Below are 12,753 nucleotides of genomic sequence, written 5' to 3'. Positions count from 1 at the left end.
GTCCCTGCGCGGACGGCGCGGCGCTGCGGTCAGCCGCGCGGCGCTCCCGGCGGCATCGACAGCTCGAACCAGACGACCTTGCCCATGCTCAGCCGGGTCGCGCCCCAGCGCCGCGCCATCCGGTTGACCAGGTAGAGCCCGCGCCCGCCCTCGTCGGACGGCCGGGCCTGGCGCAGCCGCGGCAGCTGCGGAACGTCGTCGCCGACCTCGCAGCGCAGCACGTCCGTGCGCAGCAGCCGCAGCGTCACCGGCCGCTCCGCGTACCGCACCGCGTTCGTGACCACCTCGCTCACCAGCAGCTCCAGCTGATCGGTCAGCTCGTCCAGGCCCCAGCGCGCCAGCGCCCGGCGGGCCAGTCGGCGCGCCTGGCCGGCCGTCTGCGCCTTCGGGTCCAGGTACCAGTACGCGACATCGCTCGGCGCGATCCCGTCGAACCGGGCCGCCAGCAGCGCGATGTCGTCATCGCGGTCGCCGGGCCCCAGCATGTCCAGCACCTCGTCGCACATCGGCTCCAGCGGAGGCGGGTTGGGACCGGTCAGCCGGGCCGTCTCGGCCAGCCGCTCCCGCAGCTGCTCGATACCGGTCCACACGTCCCGGATCCGCGACTCGACCAGGCCGTCCGTGTACAGCACGAGGGTGGCGCCCGCCGGAGCGTCCAGCTCCACCGCCTCGAAGTCCACCCCGCCGACCCCGATCGGCGCCCCGGACGGCACCCGCAGCACCTCCGCGCGCCCGCCGCGGTGCAGCATCACCGGCGGCGGGTGCCCGGCGTTGGCGATGGTGATCCGGTGCGCCACCGGGTCGTAGACCGCGTACAGGCACGTCGCCATCCGGTCCGAGCCCAGCCGCTGGGCCTGCTCGTCGAGATGGTGCAGCACCTCCTGCGGCGGCAGGTCCAGCCCCGCCAGCGTCTGCGCCGTCGTCCGCAGCTGGCCCATGATCGCCGCCGAGGTCATCGAGTGCCCCATGACGTCGCCGACCACCAGCGCCACCCGGCTGCCCGGCAGCGGGATCGCGTCGTACCAGTCGCCGCCCACCCGGGCCGTCTCCGCGGCCGGCAGATAGCGGCTGGCGAGCCGCACGCCGGTCGGCTGCGGCAGCGAGTCCGGCAGCATGGTGCGCTGGAGCGCGTCGGCGATGTACGCCTCCCGGCCGTAGAGCACCGCCTTGTCCACGCCCAGCGCGGTGTGCGTCGCCAGCTGGGCCGCCACCAGCAGATCGTCCGGCTCGAACGCCGGCCGGTCCGGGCGGCGCAGGAACACCGCCGCACCGATCACCCGCCGGCGCCCGCGCAGCGGCGCCAGGATCACCCGGTGGCCGCCCGGCAGCCGGGTGTCCGGCCCCAGCAGCTCGGGCAGCGCGGTCCGCGCCGCCTGCGCCTCACCGAACAGCGGGCGCACCCCGCGCAGCACCTCCGCCAGCGGCCCGCCCGGACGCACCTCCGACAGCTCCGCCGCCGTACCGCCCATCGCGGGCCCCAGATCCGGCTGCGCGGGCAGCACCGGCAGCCGCAGCCCGTTGGTGTCCGGCTCCTCCGGGATCCGGTCGGTACGCCGCAGCCGCAGCACCACCGGGCCGGTCGGCCGCTCGTCGCCCACCGGCAGCGGATCGCGCAGATAGACCAGGATCGCGTCGGCGAACGTCGGCACCGTCGCCCGGCACAGCCCCAGCACGATCTCGTCCAGATCGATACCGCGGGCGATCCGCCGGGTCGCCGCCCCGATGAACCGCAGCCGGTCGCCGCTCGCCTGCCGGGCCGCGGTCACCTCACTGCTCTCGCCCGGATGCGCCGACCGCGCCGGCGGCACCGTCGGCGGCCCCTGCGGCGGCAGTTGCGCTCCGGTGACCTCCGCCCCCTCGCCGTCCGGCCGCGGGCGCTGCTGCCCGTGCCCCGGCTCGTCGCCCGGCACGCCTCCCGGCCCGTCAGCGGGCATGGCCACCTCCCCGTACGAGTCGTACGACCCGCCGCACGAGCCCCCGTACGAGGCGCCGTAAGAACTGTCGCGGGCATCGCCGTACGCCCGCGAGGCGTCACCGGCCGGGCCGTGGTCCGCGGCCGGCTCCGCGTCCCCCCGCGTGGCTCCCTGTCCGTCCGGCGGACCCGCGGAGGCGGTGACGGGACGGTCACCGCCGATGCCGGTGTCATCCGCGCCGCGCACCGCGAAGCCCGTCCCCGGCACCGGGACGTATCCGGTGGCGGCGGGCTGTTGCAGGGCGCTGCGCGGGTCCGGTACGCCGCCGGGCGGCGCCGTCCCGGCCGTCCCCGTGGAAGGGGACGCCGAGGGCGCGGCGGTCGGGGCCGACCGCCGCGATTCGTGGGAGGTGGGGTGCTCCGTCACGCGTGGGATTCCATCCGTCCGGGGCTGGCGCCTACGCGCCGCGTTCCCGGCGCGCCGCTCGGGCGGGCGCGCCTGACGCGGTGCGGGTCAAGCGCGTCGCAGGTGCATAAAGAGCTGGATTTCCGGTGGTACGTCCGTACTCGCCGGGGCATACGCATACGAGTCCTCCCCGACGACATCGAATCCCGCGTCGCGCACGACCCGGCGCAGGTCGTCCCGCAGGTATCCCGATACCCGGATCGACTTGCCCAGGAACGGAATGGTGAAGTCGTCGACATCCGCCTCGACCATTGCCAGGGCCATCAGCCCCTCAGGACGCAGCAGATCATGCAGCATGCCCAGCGCGTAAGGGATTTCCGCACGAGGCATCATCAAGAGCGAGAAATAGGCGGCGATTCCGTCGAAGGAACCGGCACCGCCGAGCCGGCCACCGCGCAGATCGGCGATGTCCAGCCGGTGGAATTCGGCGCCCGGGGCGTTGTCCCGGGCCAGCTCGACCATGACGGGGGAGAGGTCGATTCCCACGACCCGGTGGCCGGCGCCGGACAGTTGACGAGCGGTCGGCACGCCCGTACCGCAGCCCGCGTCCAGGATCCGCGACCCGGCGGGCAGCGCGCCGGCCAGCCAGTCGCCGGAAGCGATCTGCCCTTCCTTGTACGGAAAGGCCGTTTCGTATTGGTCACCGATCGCGTCGAACGCCTCGGCCTGTCCGGCTCGGTCCAGCGCTAACCGGTTCAGACCCTCGTACGCGTCGTAGCTTGTCGCGCTCACGACCTCGCCCCTCCTGCGACCGCGGTCAAGTTCGTTTTCCCGTTCTGGAGTTGCGCCTGTGCAGTCCTGCGGAGGACGATCCTACGTTTGAAGACCCAGGGCGCAGCAAGGGGGCTGGGTACCGCTTCTCGCGGGGCGGGAAACAGCTTTGCCCATAGGCGCACCTTTCCACCGTTCGCCCCCTTCACTCCCTTCAATCTCCTCTTTTCCCGTTTGCTGCCTCACGAGAGCAAACGATCGGGTGACCGGTCCCAGTTCTCCGGCAGCTCCGGAACGCCCCAGGCCGGATCGGGCCGCCAGTCCTCCCATCCGTCGGAGAACGGCCCGGCCCACGCCGCGATCTGTGCGACCGCGGCGCGCCCGGCGGATCTGACCGCGTCCGCCTGTGCGTCCGTCATCAGCCCGTCCCGCCGCGCCTGGGCGAACTCGTCCTCGTCCCGCCACTCCCAATGCCGGTCCGGATAGACGCAGATGTCCAGGAAATGATCGAGTGAGTCGACTCCGCCCGCCCAACGGCGGCGCGGCTCCTCCAGATTGACGTACCAGTTCTTGAAGTGCCAGCCGGGCTCCCAGAACAGCCACACCGACCAGGGGTCGCCCGGCCGGGCCAGCTTCAGCACACCGCTGCCGAACCACTGGTCGCGGACGGTGCGTCGCGGTGTGGTGTAGCGGGTGGCCAGCGGCTCGCGGTGCACCGGCGTCCCGTCGGCGAGCGCCGGCTTGATGCAGTGCGTGCCCGGCGCCATCCACACCGCGAGCAACTCCTCGGTGTCCTGCACGACGGTCACCGGACGACAGATGTGGAACCGGTCGGCCTCGGCGTTGTCCCGGTAGCGCCACAGGATGTGGTCCCCCGGCGCCCAGCGCCCCGGCACGGCCGCCGATCCCCCCGCCCCGGCCGCCGTCGCACCTCTGCCGGCCGTTTCGCCCTCCGTCGTCTCCACCATGTCCGCCGTCATGAGCAGATCTTAGGCGCGGCGCGTTACGCGCGTGGTGACATGCACCGCACCCGCGGTTACGGACGGGCCACCGGCGCTGCTACGGGGCCGCTAGGGACGGGTCATCCGCAACACATCCAGCGCCTCGTCGAGCTGTTCCTCCGTCAGCAGCCCCCGCTCGACATAGCCGCCCTCGACGACCACCTCGCGGATCGTCTTCCGCTCCGCCAGCGACCGCTTGGCCACCTTGGCGGCCTCCTCATACCCCAGGTACTTGTTCAGCGGCGTCACCACCGACGGCGACGACTCGGCGTATTCCCGGGCCCGTTCCACATTCGCCGTGATGCCGTCCACCGTCCGGTCAGCCAGCAGCCGCGAGACATTGGCGATCAGCCGGATCGACTCCAGTACATTCCGCGCGATGACCGGCAGCATCACATTCAGCTCGAAGTTGCCGGCCGCCCCCGCCGCCGCGACCGTCGCGTCATTGCCGGTGACCTGCGCGGTGACCATCAGCACCGCCTCCGGAATAACGGGATTGACCTTCCCCGGCATGATCGACGACCCCGGCTGGAGATCCGGCAGATTGATCTCCGCGAGCCCGGTGCGCGGCCCCGACGCCATCCACCGCAGATCATTCGCGATCTTCGTCAGCCCGACCGCAACCGTCCGCAGCTGCCCGCTCGTCTCCACGATCCCGTCCCGCGCCCCCTGCGCCTCGAAGTGATTGCGCGCCTCCGTCAGCGGCAGCCCCGTCGCCCGCGCCACCTCCGCGATCACCGCGGCCGAGAACCCCGGCGGAGTGTTGATCCCCGTCCCCACCGCCGTGCCCCCGAGCGGCAGTTCGGCCAGCCGCGGCAGCGACGCCCGCAGCCGCTCGACGCCGTACCGCACCTGCGCGGCGTACCCCCCGAACTCCTGCCCCAGCGTCACCGGCGTCGCATCCATCAAATGCGTCCGCCCCGACTTCACCACCCCGGCGAATTCCTCCGCCTTCCGCTCCAGCGCCGCCGCCAGATGCTCCAGCCCCGGAATCAGATCGTTGAGCACCGCCGACGTCGCCGCGATATGAATCGACGACGGGAACACATCGTTCGACGACTGGCTGGCATTGACATGGTCATTGGGGTGCACATCCTTCCCCAGCCGCTCACTCGCCAGCGTCGCAATGACCTCATTGGCATTCATGTTCGACGACGTCCCCGATCCGGTCTGGAACACGTCGATCGGGAAGTCCTCGTCCCATCGTCCCTCGGCCACCTCCGCCGCGGCCTCCGCGACGGCCCCCGCGACCTCCTTGCCCAGCACCCCCAGCTCGGCGTTGACGACCGCCGCCGCCCCCTTGATCCGCGCCAGCGCCTCGATGTGCGCCCGCTCCAGCCGCTGCCCCGAAATCGGGAAGTTCTCCACGGCACGCTGCGTCTGCGCCCGCCACTTGGCATGCGCGGGCACCCGCACCTCACCCATCGAGTCGTGCTCGATCCTGTACGCGCTGTTTTCGCTCATGCCTATGACAGTGCCCGAGAACGCCGATCTCTTCCCGGGCCTGGTGCTTTGTCACCTGGGTGCGGGGCGCAGGCCGGCGGCGTCAGCCCTTCAGGGCGCGTATGAGGGCGGTCCAGGCACCCCCACGGAAGACCAGGGCGGGGCCCTGCGGGGCCTTCGAGTCACGGACGGGAACCAGACCGGCGCTGCCGTCCGCCACCTCGACGCAGTCGCCACCCTCCTTGTTGCTGTAGCTGGACTTGCGCCAGACGGCGGCGCTCAGGTCGGGACGGGATGTGCACTGCACGATGGGTGCCCTCCATCACGGATCGCATCATGTCAAGTGACATGCTCGGCGGCGGGGCCGGAGCCCGAGCTTGGTCGTACGTCTCCGCAAAGGTGGCCACTTCCTCCGGCTCGTCCACGAGTTGACCGCATTCGGAGCTTTCGGCGTAGGCGCACTCGGGCTCGCCCGGCAGTGTCAGAAGCGTCATGGATCCTTCCCACGGCGCCATGTGCCCCGCTGCTGAACGGCAGGACCTGGACGGTGATACGCGGGTCGTCGGCGGTCTCCAGCAGCCGGGCGAGCTGGGCCCGCATCACATCGGGGCCGCCGACGGGTCGCAGAAGAATCGACTCATCGAGAACAACCCGCGACACGGGCCCATCGGGCTGCCGTAGCCGCCTCTGCCTCATGAGCCGGGAATCCAGCCGTTCCTCCAACTGCTCCGCCGACCTGAGCGTACGGCCGACGCTCAGCACGGCACGGGCATGAGCCTCGGTTTGCGGCAGACCAGGCACCACCGATGCCGCGTACTGCCTGATCACCACTGCCCGCGCCGAACGGGCCATGAAGACTTCCGCCCAGTCCGGAGACGTCTCCCGGTAGACGAACGGCCACAGCTCCACCAGCAAGTCGTCCGCGCCCACCGTCCCGTCCGGCGCCCGCGCCAGCTCCGGCGTCGGCTTGGCCCCCGTGCACCGCTCGACCTGATTGATACGCGTGCTGTGCGTCCGCACCGCCTCGCCGAGCGCGGTCTGCGTCAGCCTGGCGGCGGGCCGCACCTTCCGCAGCCGCGTCCCGAACAACGCGGCCATGGATGACGCCGGATCAATCTCCCTGCGCACGGCCCCACTTCCCCTTCCCGCGGCTTACGGCTGAAGGAATCAGTTCTCACTCCCTTCCCAAGGTTACTTCGCAGGGTGACGATGGGAACACGGAACGTAGCAATCCGCTGGAAGTTGAGGGGATCCCACGACGGATCCCGGCAGTCGCCCTCGCGGCTAACCGGGAGCGTCAACTCCCCGCCGAGCACTACAGGAGCGTCTCTCATGGATTTGAGCGCCGGCCACCCATCGCCCGGCCCGCGATCCCGGCATTCGCTGATGACCATGCGCGTCTACAAGACGACCCGCGACGGCGTCGTCACCCAGGAACGCGCCCAGATCCACGTCGTCGCCAGCGACCGCCTCGACCTCTACGGCCTCTCCCACGCCTGGCCGCCGTGCGCCTGCCCGCGCCACAAGGGGTGTTAGCGCCGAGGCGGCGGAGCCGGCGGAGGCACCGGGGACCGGGCCGTCTGCTGCCGCCGGAAGTCCTCCAGGGTTTGTTCCCCCGGCGCATCCTTCCGGGGCACCGGAATGCACGTGTGAAGTCGAGTGACGCCTACGGGCATCTCCTGCCCTCCGGAGGGCACTTCCCCCGGGATCCGGAGAGCCGGCGTCTGCCCCCCTGGCCGGTTTTCCGGCCGTGCGGAAAAAGTGCTCCATGGCGCGTATCCAGGTCGCAGCGGGCGGAAAACCGAGTGCTGCGGGAGTTCGGTGAAACGTTCACGGCCGCCACCCGCGCGCAGCGGGTGACGGCCGTGAACCGTACCGTCCGGAACGTTATTCGGGATTCCGGGGCGTTGTGCCGGGGCCTTACGCCTCCCGGCGCACCGGAATGCTGGTGAACGTCGGGGCCGGGGCCGGGTCCTGGAAGAAGTCGTTGCCCTTGTCGTCGACGACGATGAAGGCGGGGAAGTCCTCCACCTCGATTTTCCAGACGGCTTCCATGCCGAGTTCTTCGTATTCGAGGACCTCGACCTTCTTGATGCAGTCCTGGGCGAGCCGGGCCGCCGGGCCGCCGATGGAGCCGAGGTAGAAGCCGCCGTGCGCGGCGCAGGCGTCGGTGACCTGCTGGGAGCGGTTGCCCTTGGCGAGCATGATCTTGGAGCCGCCGGCGGCCTGGAACTGCTCGACGTACGCGTCCATCCGGCCGGCGGTGGTCGGGCCGAAGGAGCCGGAGGCGTAGCCCTCGGGGGTCTTGGCCGGGCCGGCGTAGTAGACGGGGTGGTCCTTGAGGTACTGCGGCATGCCCTCGCCGGCGTCCAGGCGCTCCTTGATCTTGGCGTGGGCGATGTCGCGGGCGACGACCAGGGTGCCGGTGAGCGAGAGCCGGGTCTTGACCGGGTGCTCGGTCAGCTCGGCCAGGATGTCGGCCATCGGCTGGTTGAGGTCGACCTTCACGGCGTCGAGGTCCGGGCCCGCGCCCTGGGTCAGCTCCTCCTCGGTGGTCTCCGGGAGGAAGCGCGCCGGGTCGGTCTCCAGCTGCTCCAGGAAGACGCCCTCGGCGGTGATCTTCGCGACGGCCTGGCGGTCGGCGGAGCAGGAGACGGCGATGGCGACCGGGCAGGACGCGCCGTGGCGCGGCAGCCGGACGACGCGGACGTCGTGGCAGAAGTACTTGCCGCCGAACTGGGCGCCGATGCCGATCTTCTGGGTCAGCTCGAAGACCTTCTCCTCCAGCTCCTTGTCGCGGAAGCCGTGGCCGGTCGGCGAGCCCTCGGTGGGCAGCTCGTCCAGGTAGTGCGCGGAGGCGTACTTGGCGGTCTTGAGCGCGTACTCGGCCGACGTGCCGCCGACGACGATCGCGAGGTGGTACGGCGGGCAGGCGGCCGTGCCGAGCGAACGGATCTTCTGCTCCAGGAACTTCATCATGGACGTCTCGTTGAGGACGGCCTTGGTCTCCTGGAAGAGGAAGGACTTGTTGGCCGAGCCGCCGCCCTTGGCCATGAAGAGGAACTTGTACGCGCCGCCGTCGGTCGCGTACAGCTCGATCTGCGCCGGCAGGTTGGTGCCGGTGTTCTTCTCCTCCCACATGGTCAGCGGGGCCATCTGGGAGTAGCGCAGGTTCAGCTGGGTGTACGCGTCGTGGATGCCGCGGGAGAGCGCTTCCTCGTCGCCGCCCTCGGTCAGCACGCTCTGGCCGCGCTTGCCCATGACGATCGCGGTGCCGGTGTCCTGGCACATGGGCAGCACGCCCGCGGCGGCGATGTTGGCGTTCTTGAGGAGGTCCAGGGCGACGAACCGGTCGTTGGCCGATGCCTCGGGGTCGTCCAGGATCTTGCGGAGCTGGGCGAGGTGGGCCGGGCGCAGGTAGTGCGCGATGTCGTGCATCGCCTCGGCCGCGAGCTTGCGCAGCGCCTCCGGCTCGACCTTGAGGAACGTCCGGCCGTCGGCCTCGAAGGTGCTCACACCCTCCGAGGTGACCAGGCGGTAGGGGGTGGTGTCCTCCCCGGCGGGGAGCAGGTCGGTGTAGGCAAATGCCGGGCGGGCCGGGTGGGAGGAGGCAGGCATTTGAGGGTGATTCCTAACTCGGAGGGGTGTGGCTGACGTCTACGGCAGCGCCAGAACAGCGTAGAACCCCGGCCGGCGGGCCCTGCTGTGAGGTAGGGCTCAGTAAGGACAGGGGACAGGGCTCGCGAGTTCCCTAGTCGCGATCTATCGCGTTTCGGTACGCTGTGGTCGTGGACGCTTCAGACAACGGGGGACGACCGGGCCCCGAGACCCCGCCCGGAACGCTTCAGAAGCAGCAGAAGCAGGAGGACCAGCGGGTGCAGCTGACCAAGGACGCCGCCCGGCCGCAGGCCAAACCGGTCGCCGAGGCCGACCTGCGTGCCTCGGACGCCGACCGCGACCGGATCGCCGAGATCCTGCGCGAGGCGCTCGCCGAGGGCCGGCTGGACGCCGAGGAGCACGCCGAGCGGATCGACGCGGTCTACCGCGCCAAGACCCTCGGCGAACTGGAGCCCGTCGTACGGGACTTGCCCGTGGCCGGCGAGCGCGGCCGGCAGCCCGGCCCGGCGTACGAGGCCGAGCCGGCCGGCCACCTCCCGGACCAGAATCTCGTCGCGATCTTCAGCGCCGCCGCCCGGAAGGGCCGCTGGCGGGTCCCGGCGCGGATCAACGCGGTCGCGGTCTTCGGCAGCGTGGAGATCGATCTGACCGAGGCGGTCTTCCCCCAGCAGCAGATCCAGATCAACGTCACCTCCTTCTGCGGCAGCGTCGAGATCCGGGTCCCGGAGAACATCACGCTGCGCAGCAGCGGCTCCGGCATCCTGGGCAGCTTCGAGGTCGAGACGAACGACGCGGAGGACGCCGACGCCCCGGTCGTGCACGTCAACGGCTTCGCGCTGCTGGGGAGTGTGGAGGCCAGGCCGAAGCGCGGCGCCTGGATCCACGATCTGCACGACCGGCTGCGCGACCAGCGCCGGGAGCGGCACGACCGGCTCGACCGGCTGCGTGCCGAGCGGCACGAGCGGATGGACCGCATCCGGGCGGAGCGGCACGAGCTGATGGACCGGCGGCGGGCCGAGCGCCGGGAGCGGCGGGACCGCTACCGCGGCTGACCGGCCGGCTGCACGGGCCGGCGGCTCCGCCTGCGATACGGCGGCTGAAGGGCGCCGACCCGGTCGACTGACGGGGGCGCCGTCCACCGCGCCCCGCGCTCTCGATCGCCACGGTGTGCATAAGCGTGCGTACAGCGGGTAGGGCTGGTGCATCGTCTCTCGTACGGCTGCGGGGTGCGAAAAGGCCGTGCGCAGCGAGACGGGCAAGGGTGATTTCTCTCGCCGAAGCCGTCGTCAGGAGTAGACCGTGCTGCTACCGCATCAGCCCCTGCAGGATGCCGCTGTCGTACCGTCCCAGCGGGTGCACGCTCGCGACGAGGCCGGCCCCTGGCATTCGGAGGCGGTGTGCCGCCGGGACGAAGCCGGGCTGTTCTTCGCCCCGTCCAAGGAGCCGACCGCCGCACGGCTGGCCAGGGAGGAAGCCGCGAAGCGGGTCTGTGCCCGCTGCCCCGTGATGGTCGAGTGCCGGGAGCACGCGCTGCTCCAGCCGGAGCCGTACGGCGTCTGGGGCGGCCTGACCGCGGCCGAGCGCCGGGTCGTGCTGACCCGGCGACGGCGCCGTGAGTCGGAGCTCCAGCGCGCCGCCCATATGCCCGCGGCCGGCTGACCGCCGGATCGTCGGGCCGTATGGACCGTTTCGCCCCCGCCGGAGAGTCTCCGACGGGGGCGAAGTGTCTGTGCGGGGTGTGGAGTTGAGGGGTGTGCGCGGGCCTCAGCTCGGGCGCTCGAAGTCGACCGAGCTGTACGCGCGCAGCTTGGAGAGGCGGTGCTGGGAGTCGATCTGGCGGATGGTGCCCGACTTCGACCGCATGACCAGGGACTGGGTGTAGGCGGTCTCGGCGCGGTAGCGGACGCCGCGCAGCAGGTCGCCGTCGGTGATGCCGGTGGCGACGAAGAAGACGTTGTCGCCGCTGACCAGGTCGTCGATCTGGAGGACCTTGTCCAGGTCGTGCCCGGCGTCGAGGGCGCGCTGGCGCTCCTCGTCGTCCTTGGGCCACAGCTTGCCCTGGAAGGTGCCGCCCATGCACTTCAGCGCGCAGGCCGCGATGATGCCCTCGGGCGTACCGCCGATGCCCAGCAGCAGGTCGACGCCGGTGCCCTCGCGGGCCGCCATGATGGCGCCGGCGACATCCCCGTCGGCGATGAACTTGATCCGGGCGCCGGCCTCCCGGACCTCCTTGACCAGGCCCTCGTGGCGCGGCCGGTCCAGGATGACGACGGTCACGTCCTCGACCGCGGACTTCTTCGCCTTGGCGATCCGCTTGATGTTCACCGCCACCGGGGCCGTGATGTCGACGAAGTCCGCCGCCTCCGGGCCGGTCGCCAGCTTGTCCATGTAGAAGACCGCGGACGGGTCGAACATCGTGCCGCGCTCGGCGACCGCCATCACGGACACCGCGTTGGCCATGCCCTTGGCGGTCAGCGTCGTACCGTCCACCGGGTCCACGGCCACATCGCACTCGGGGCCGGTGCCGTCGCCGACCCGCTCGCCGTTGTAGAGCATCGGGGCGTTGTCCTTCTCGCCCTCCCCGATGACCACGACGCCGTTCATCGAGACGGTGTGGATCAGGGCGCGCATGGCCCTCACCGCAGCACCGTCCGCGCCGTTCTTGTCACCACGGCCCACCCAGCGGCCCGATGCCATGGCACCGGCCTCGGTCACCCGGACCAGTTCCAGGGCGAGGTTGCGGTCCGGCGCCTCGGGGCTGACTTCGAGTTGGGACGGGAGATGATGCTCGGTCATCGAGCGCACCTTTCTGTACGGCGACGGCCGGATTGATGAGGGTGAGCACGACTTTATCGGTAGGCCGCGAAAATGAGCAGGGGGGGCTTCGCATGAGCAAGCCCTCGGCCACCCGGCGGCGACGGCGGCCGGCGACCTGTTTGCGCAGGTGAGTGACGTCCCAGGGGGGCGTGTCCGGGCCTCGGCGGGCATGGGGGACGATAGGGACGTGGCTGGTATGCGAGGCAGGCAAAGGGTGCAGGACATGGTCCTGTCACTGGCGGTGATCGGCGTCCTGGTCGGGGCGATCTATTTCTTCATCCCGCACGACGACAGCGCGGGCGCCGAGAAGAGCGCGGTCAAGACGGTCGACTACCGCGTCGAGATCACCACGGCCCGGCGAGCGGCCCCGTATCCGGTCGCCGGCCCCGAGGGCCTGCCCAGCGCCTGGCGGGCCACCTCCGTCTCGTACAAGGCGAGCGACGACGGCAAGGGCGGCGCCTGGCACCTGGGCATGCTCGACCCGGAGCAGGAGTACGCGGCCATCGAGCAGAGCGACGCGTCCCCGAAGCAGTTCATCAAGGACGTCACGCTGGGCGCCGCGAAGGTCGAGGGCGAGCAGGCCGTCGGCAACAAGAAGTGGGACCGCTACCAGGGCGACACGTACAAGGCGCTGGTCCACGAGGAGCCCGGGGTGACCACGGTCGTCACCGGCACCGCCCCGTACGGGCGGCTCGCGGAGCTGGCCGCGGCCCTGGTGGCGAAGAAGGGCTGAGCGCCGCGGGGCGCCGACGGCCGGGCTCACGGAGCCCCGGCCCGGCGGATGC

General features: G+C 71.1%; 12 protein-coding genes and 2 pseudogenes. 5 read left to right on the top strand and 9 right to left on the bottom strand.

Annotated features, from left to right (window positions below; genetic code table 11):
• Positions 1–29: 29 nt before the first annotated feature.
• The 6 genes and pseudogenes from IEZ17_RS23935 to IEZ17_RS44550 form a co-directional block, all read right to left on the bottom strand.
• Positions 30–2,339 (bottom strand): SpoIIE family protein phosphatase, encoded by a 2,310-nt coding sequence (locus IEZ17_RS23935; protein WP_189303360.1) that lies wholly within the window; start codon positions 2,337–2,339, stop codon positions 30–32.
• 87 nt (positions 2,340–2,426) lie between these two features.
• Positions 2,427–3,110, bottom strand: coding sequence for a class I SAM-dependent DNA methyltransferase (locus IEZ17_RS23930; protein ID WP_189303358.1), 684 nt, complete (start codon positions 3,108–3,110; stop codon positions 2,427–2,429).
• Positions 3,111–3,331: 221 nt separating this feature from the next.
• Complete coding sequence (gene fomD / locus IEZ17_RS23925; RefSeq protein ID WP_189303501.1) at positions 3,332–4,057, bottom strand: cytidylyl-2-hydroxypropylphosphonate hydrolase; 726 nt, start codon at positions 4,055–4,057, stop codon at positions 3,332–3,334.
• Positions 4,058–4,159: 102 nt separating this feature from the next.
• Positions 4,160–5,554: a class II fumarate hydratase gene (locus tag IEZ17_RS23920; protein ID WP_189303356.1), complete on the bottom strand. Its 1,395-nt coding sequence runs from the start codon at positions 5,552–5,554 to the stop codon at positions 4,160–4,162.
• A gap of 82 nt (positions 5,555–5,636) precedes the next feature.
• On the bottom strand, positions 5,637–5,840 hold the full coding sequence (locus IEZ17_RS23915; protein WP_189303354.1) for a DUF397 domain-containing protein: 204 nt from the start codon (positions 5,838–5,840) through the stop codon (positions 5,637–5,639).
• Between the two features lie 82 nt (positions 5,841–5,922).
• Positions 5,923–6,027: pseudogene (locus IEZ17_RS44550) on the bottom strand (transcriptional regulator); the annotation flags it as partial.
• Between IEZ17_RS44550 and IEZ17_RS44545 the strand changes: the two are divergent.
• The gene (locus IEZ17_RS44545; protein ID WP_189303352.1) at positions 6,026–6,214 is read left to right on the top strand and encodes a hypothetical protein; all 189 of its coding nucleotides are present in this window, start codon (positions 6,026–6,028) and stop codon (positions 6,212–6,214) included. The pseudogene IEZ17_RS44550 and the gene IEZ17_RS44545 overlap by 2 nt on opposite strands.
• Here IEZ17_RS44545 and IEZ17_RS44540 read toward each other — a convergent pair.
• Positions 6,122–6,385, bottom strand: a pseudogene (locus IEZ17_RS44540) (Scr1 family TA system antitoxin-like transcriptional regulator); the annotation flags it as partial. The gene IEZ17_RS44545 and the pseudogene IEZ17_RS44540 sit on opposite strands and share 93 nt — an antisense overlap.
• 480 nt (positions 6,386–6,865) lie before the next feature.
• Here IEZ17_RS44540 and IEZ17_RS23905 point away from each other — a divergent pair.
• A complete protein-coding gene (locus tag IEZ17_RS23905; RefSeq protein WP_189303350.1) occupies positions 6,866–7,069 on the top strand; it encodes a hypothetical protein in 204 nt (67 codons plus the stop codon).
• Positions 7,070–7,453: 384 nt separating this feature from the next.
• Here IEZ17_RS23905 and IEZ17_RS23900 read toward each other — a convergent pair whose 3' ends face one another.
• On the bottom strand, positions 7,454–9,151 hold the full coding sequence (locus IEZ17_RS23900; protein WP_189303348.1) for a fumarate hydratase: 1,698 nt from the start codon (positions 9,149–9,151) through the stop codon (positions 7,454–7,456).
• Positions 9,152–9,321: 170 nt separating this feature from the next.
• Between IEZ17_RS23900 and IEZ17_RS23895 the strand changes: the two genes are divergently transcribed.
• A complete protein-coding gene (locus tag IEZ17_RS23895; RefSeq protein WP_308427690.1) occupies positions 9,322–10,203 on the top strand; it encodes a DUF1707 SHOCT-like domain-containing protein in 882 nt (293 codons plus the stop codon).
• 247 nt (positions 10,204–10,450) lie between these two features.
• The gene (locus tag IEZ17_RS23890) at positions 10,451–10,810 is read left to right on the top strand and encodes a WhiB family transcriptional regulator (RefSeq protein WP_189303346.1); all 360 of its coding nucleotides are present in this window, start codon (positions 10,451–10,453) and stop codon (positions 10,808–10,810) included.
• Positions 10,811–10,915: 105 nt separating this feature from the next.
• Here IEZ17_RS23890 and glpX read toward each other — a convergent pair whose 3' ends face one another.
• Positions 10,916–11,947 carry a class II fructose-bisphosphatase gene (glpX, locus tag IEZ17_RS23885; RefSeq protein ID WP_189303344.1) on the bottom strand — a complete coding sequence of 344 codons (1,032 nt, stop codon included), beginning with the start codon at positions 11,945–11,947 and terminating at the stop codon, positions 10,916–10,918.
• 217 nt (positions 11,948–12,164) lie between these two features.
• Here glpX and IEZ17_RS23880 point away from each other — a divergent pair, with 217 nt between their 5' ends.
• Complete coding sequence (locus IEZ17_RS23880; RefSeq protein WP_189303497.1) at positions 12,165–12,701, top strand: DUF4245 domain-containing protein; 537 nt, start codon at positions 12,165–12,167, stop codon at positions 12,699–12,701.
• Positions 12,702–12,753 lie beyond the last annotated feature (52 nt).

Origin of the sequence: Streptomyces albospinus (genome assembly GCF_014648695.1) — a bacterium.
Taxonomy (GTDB): Bacteria; Actinomycetota; Actinomycetes; order Streptomycetales; family Streptomycetaceae; genus Streptomyces; species Streptomyces albospinus.
This window is presented reverse-complemented; position numbering and strand designations above follow the sequence as displayed.

What these genes read in the sequence shown, in the direction of transcription:
- glpX (WP_189303344.1), bottom strand. Translation starts at nt 11,947, where the DNA reads ATGACCGAGCATCATCTCCCGTCCCAACTCGAAGTCAGCCCCGAGGCG.
- IEZ17_RS23880 (WP_189303497.1), top strand. Translation starts at nt 12,165, where the DNA reads ATGCGAGGCAGGCAAAGGGTGCAGGACATGGTCCTGTCACTGGCGGTG.
- IEZ17_RS44545 (WP_189303352.1), top strand. Translation starts at nt 6,026, where the DNA reads ATGGATCCTTCCCACGGCGCCATGTGCCCCGCTGCTGAACGGCAGGAC.
- IEZ17_RS23905 (WP_189303350.1), top strand. Translation starts at nt 6,866, where the DNA reads ATGGATTTGAGCGCCGGCCACCCATCGCCCGGCCCGCGATCCCGGCAT.
- fomD (WP_189303501.1), bottom strand. Translation starts at nt 4,057, where the DNA reads ATGGTGGAGACGACGGAGGGCGAAACGGCCGGCAGAGGTGCGACGGCG.
- IEZ17_RS23920 (WP_189303356.1), bottom strand. Translation starts at nt 5,554, where the DNA reads ATGAGCGAAAACAGCGCGTACAGGATCGAGCACGACTCGATGGGTGAG.
- IEZ17_RS23900 (WP_189303348.1), bottom strand. Translation starts at nt 9,151, where the DNA reads ATGCCTGCCTCCTCCCACCCGGCCCGCCCGGCATTTGCCTACACCGAC.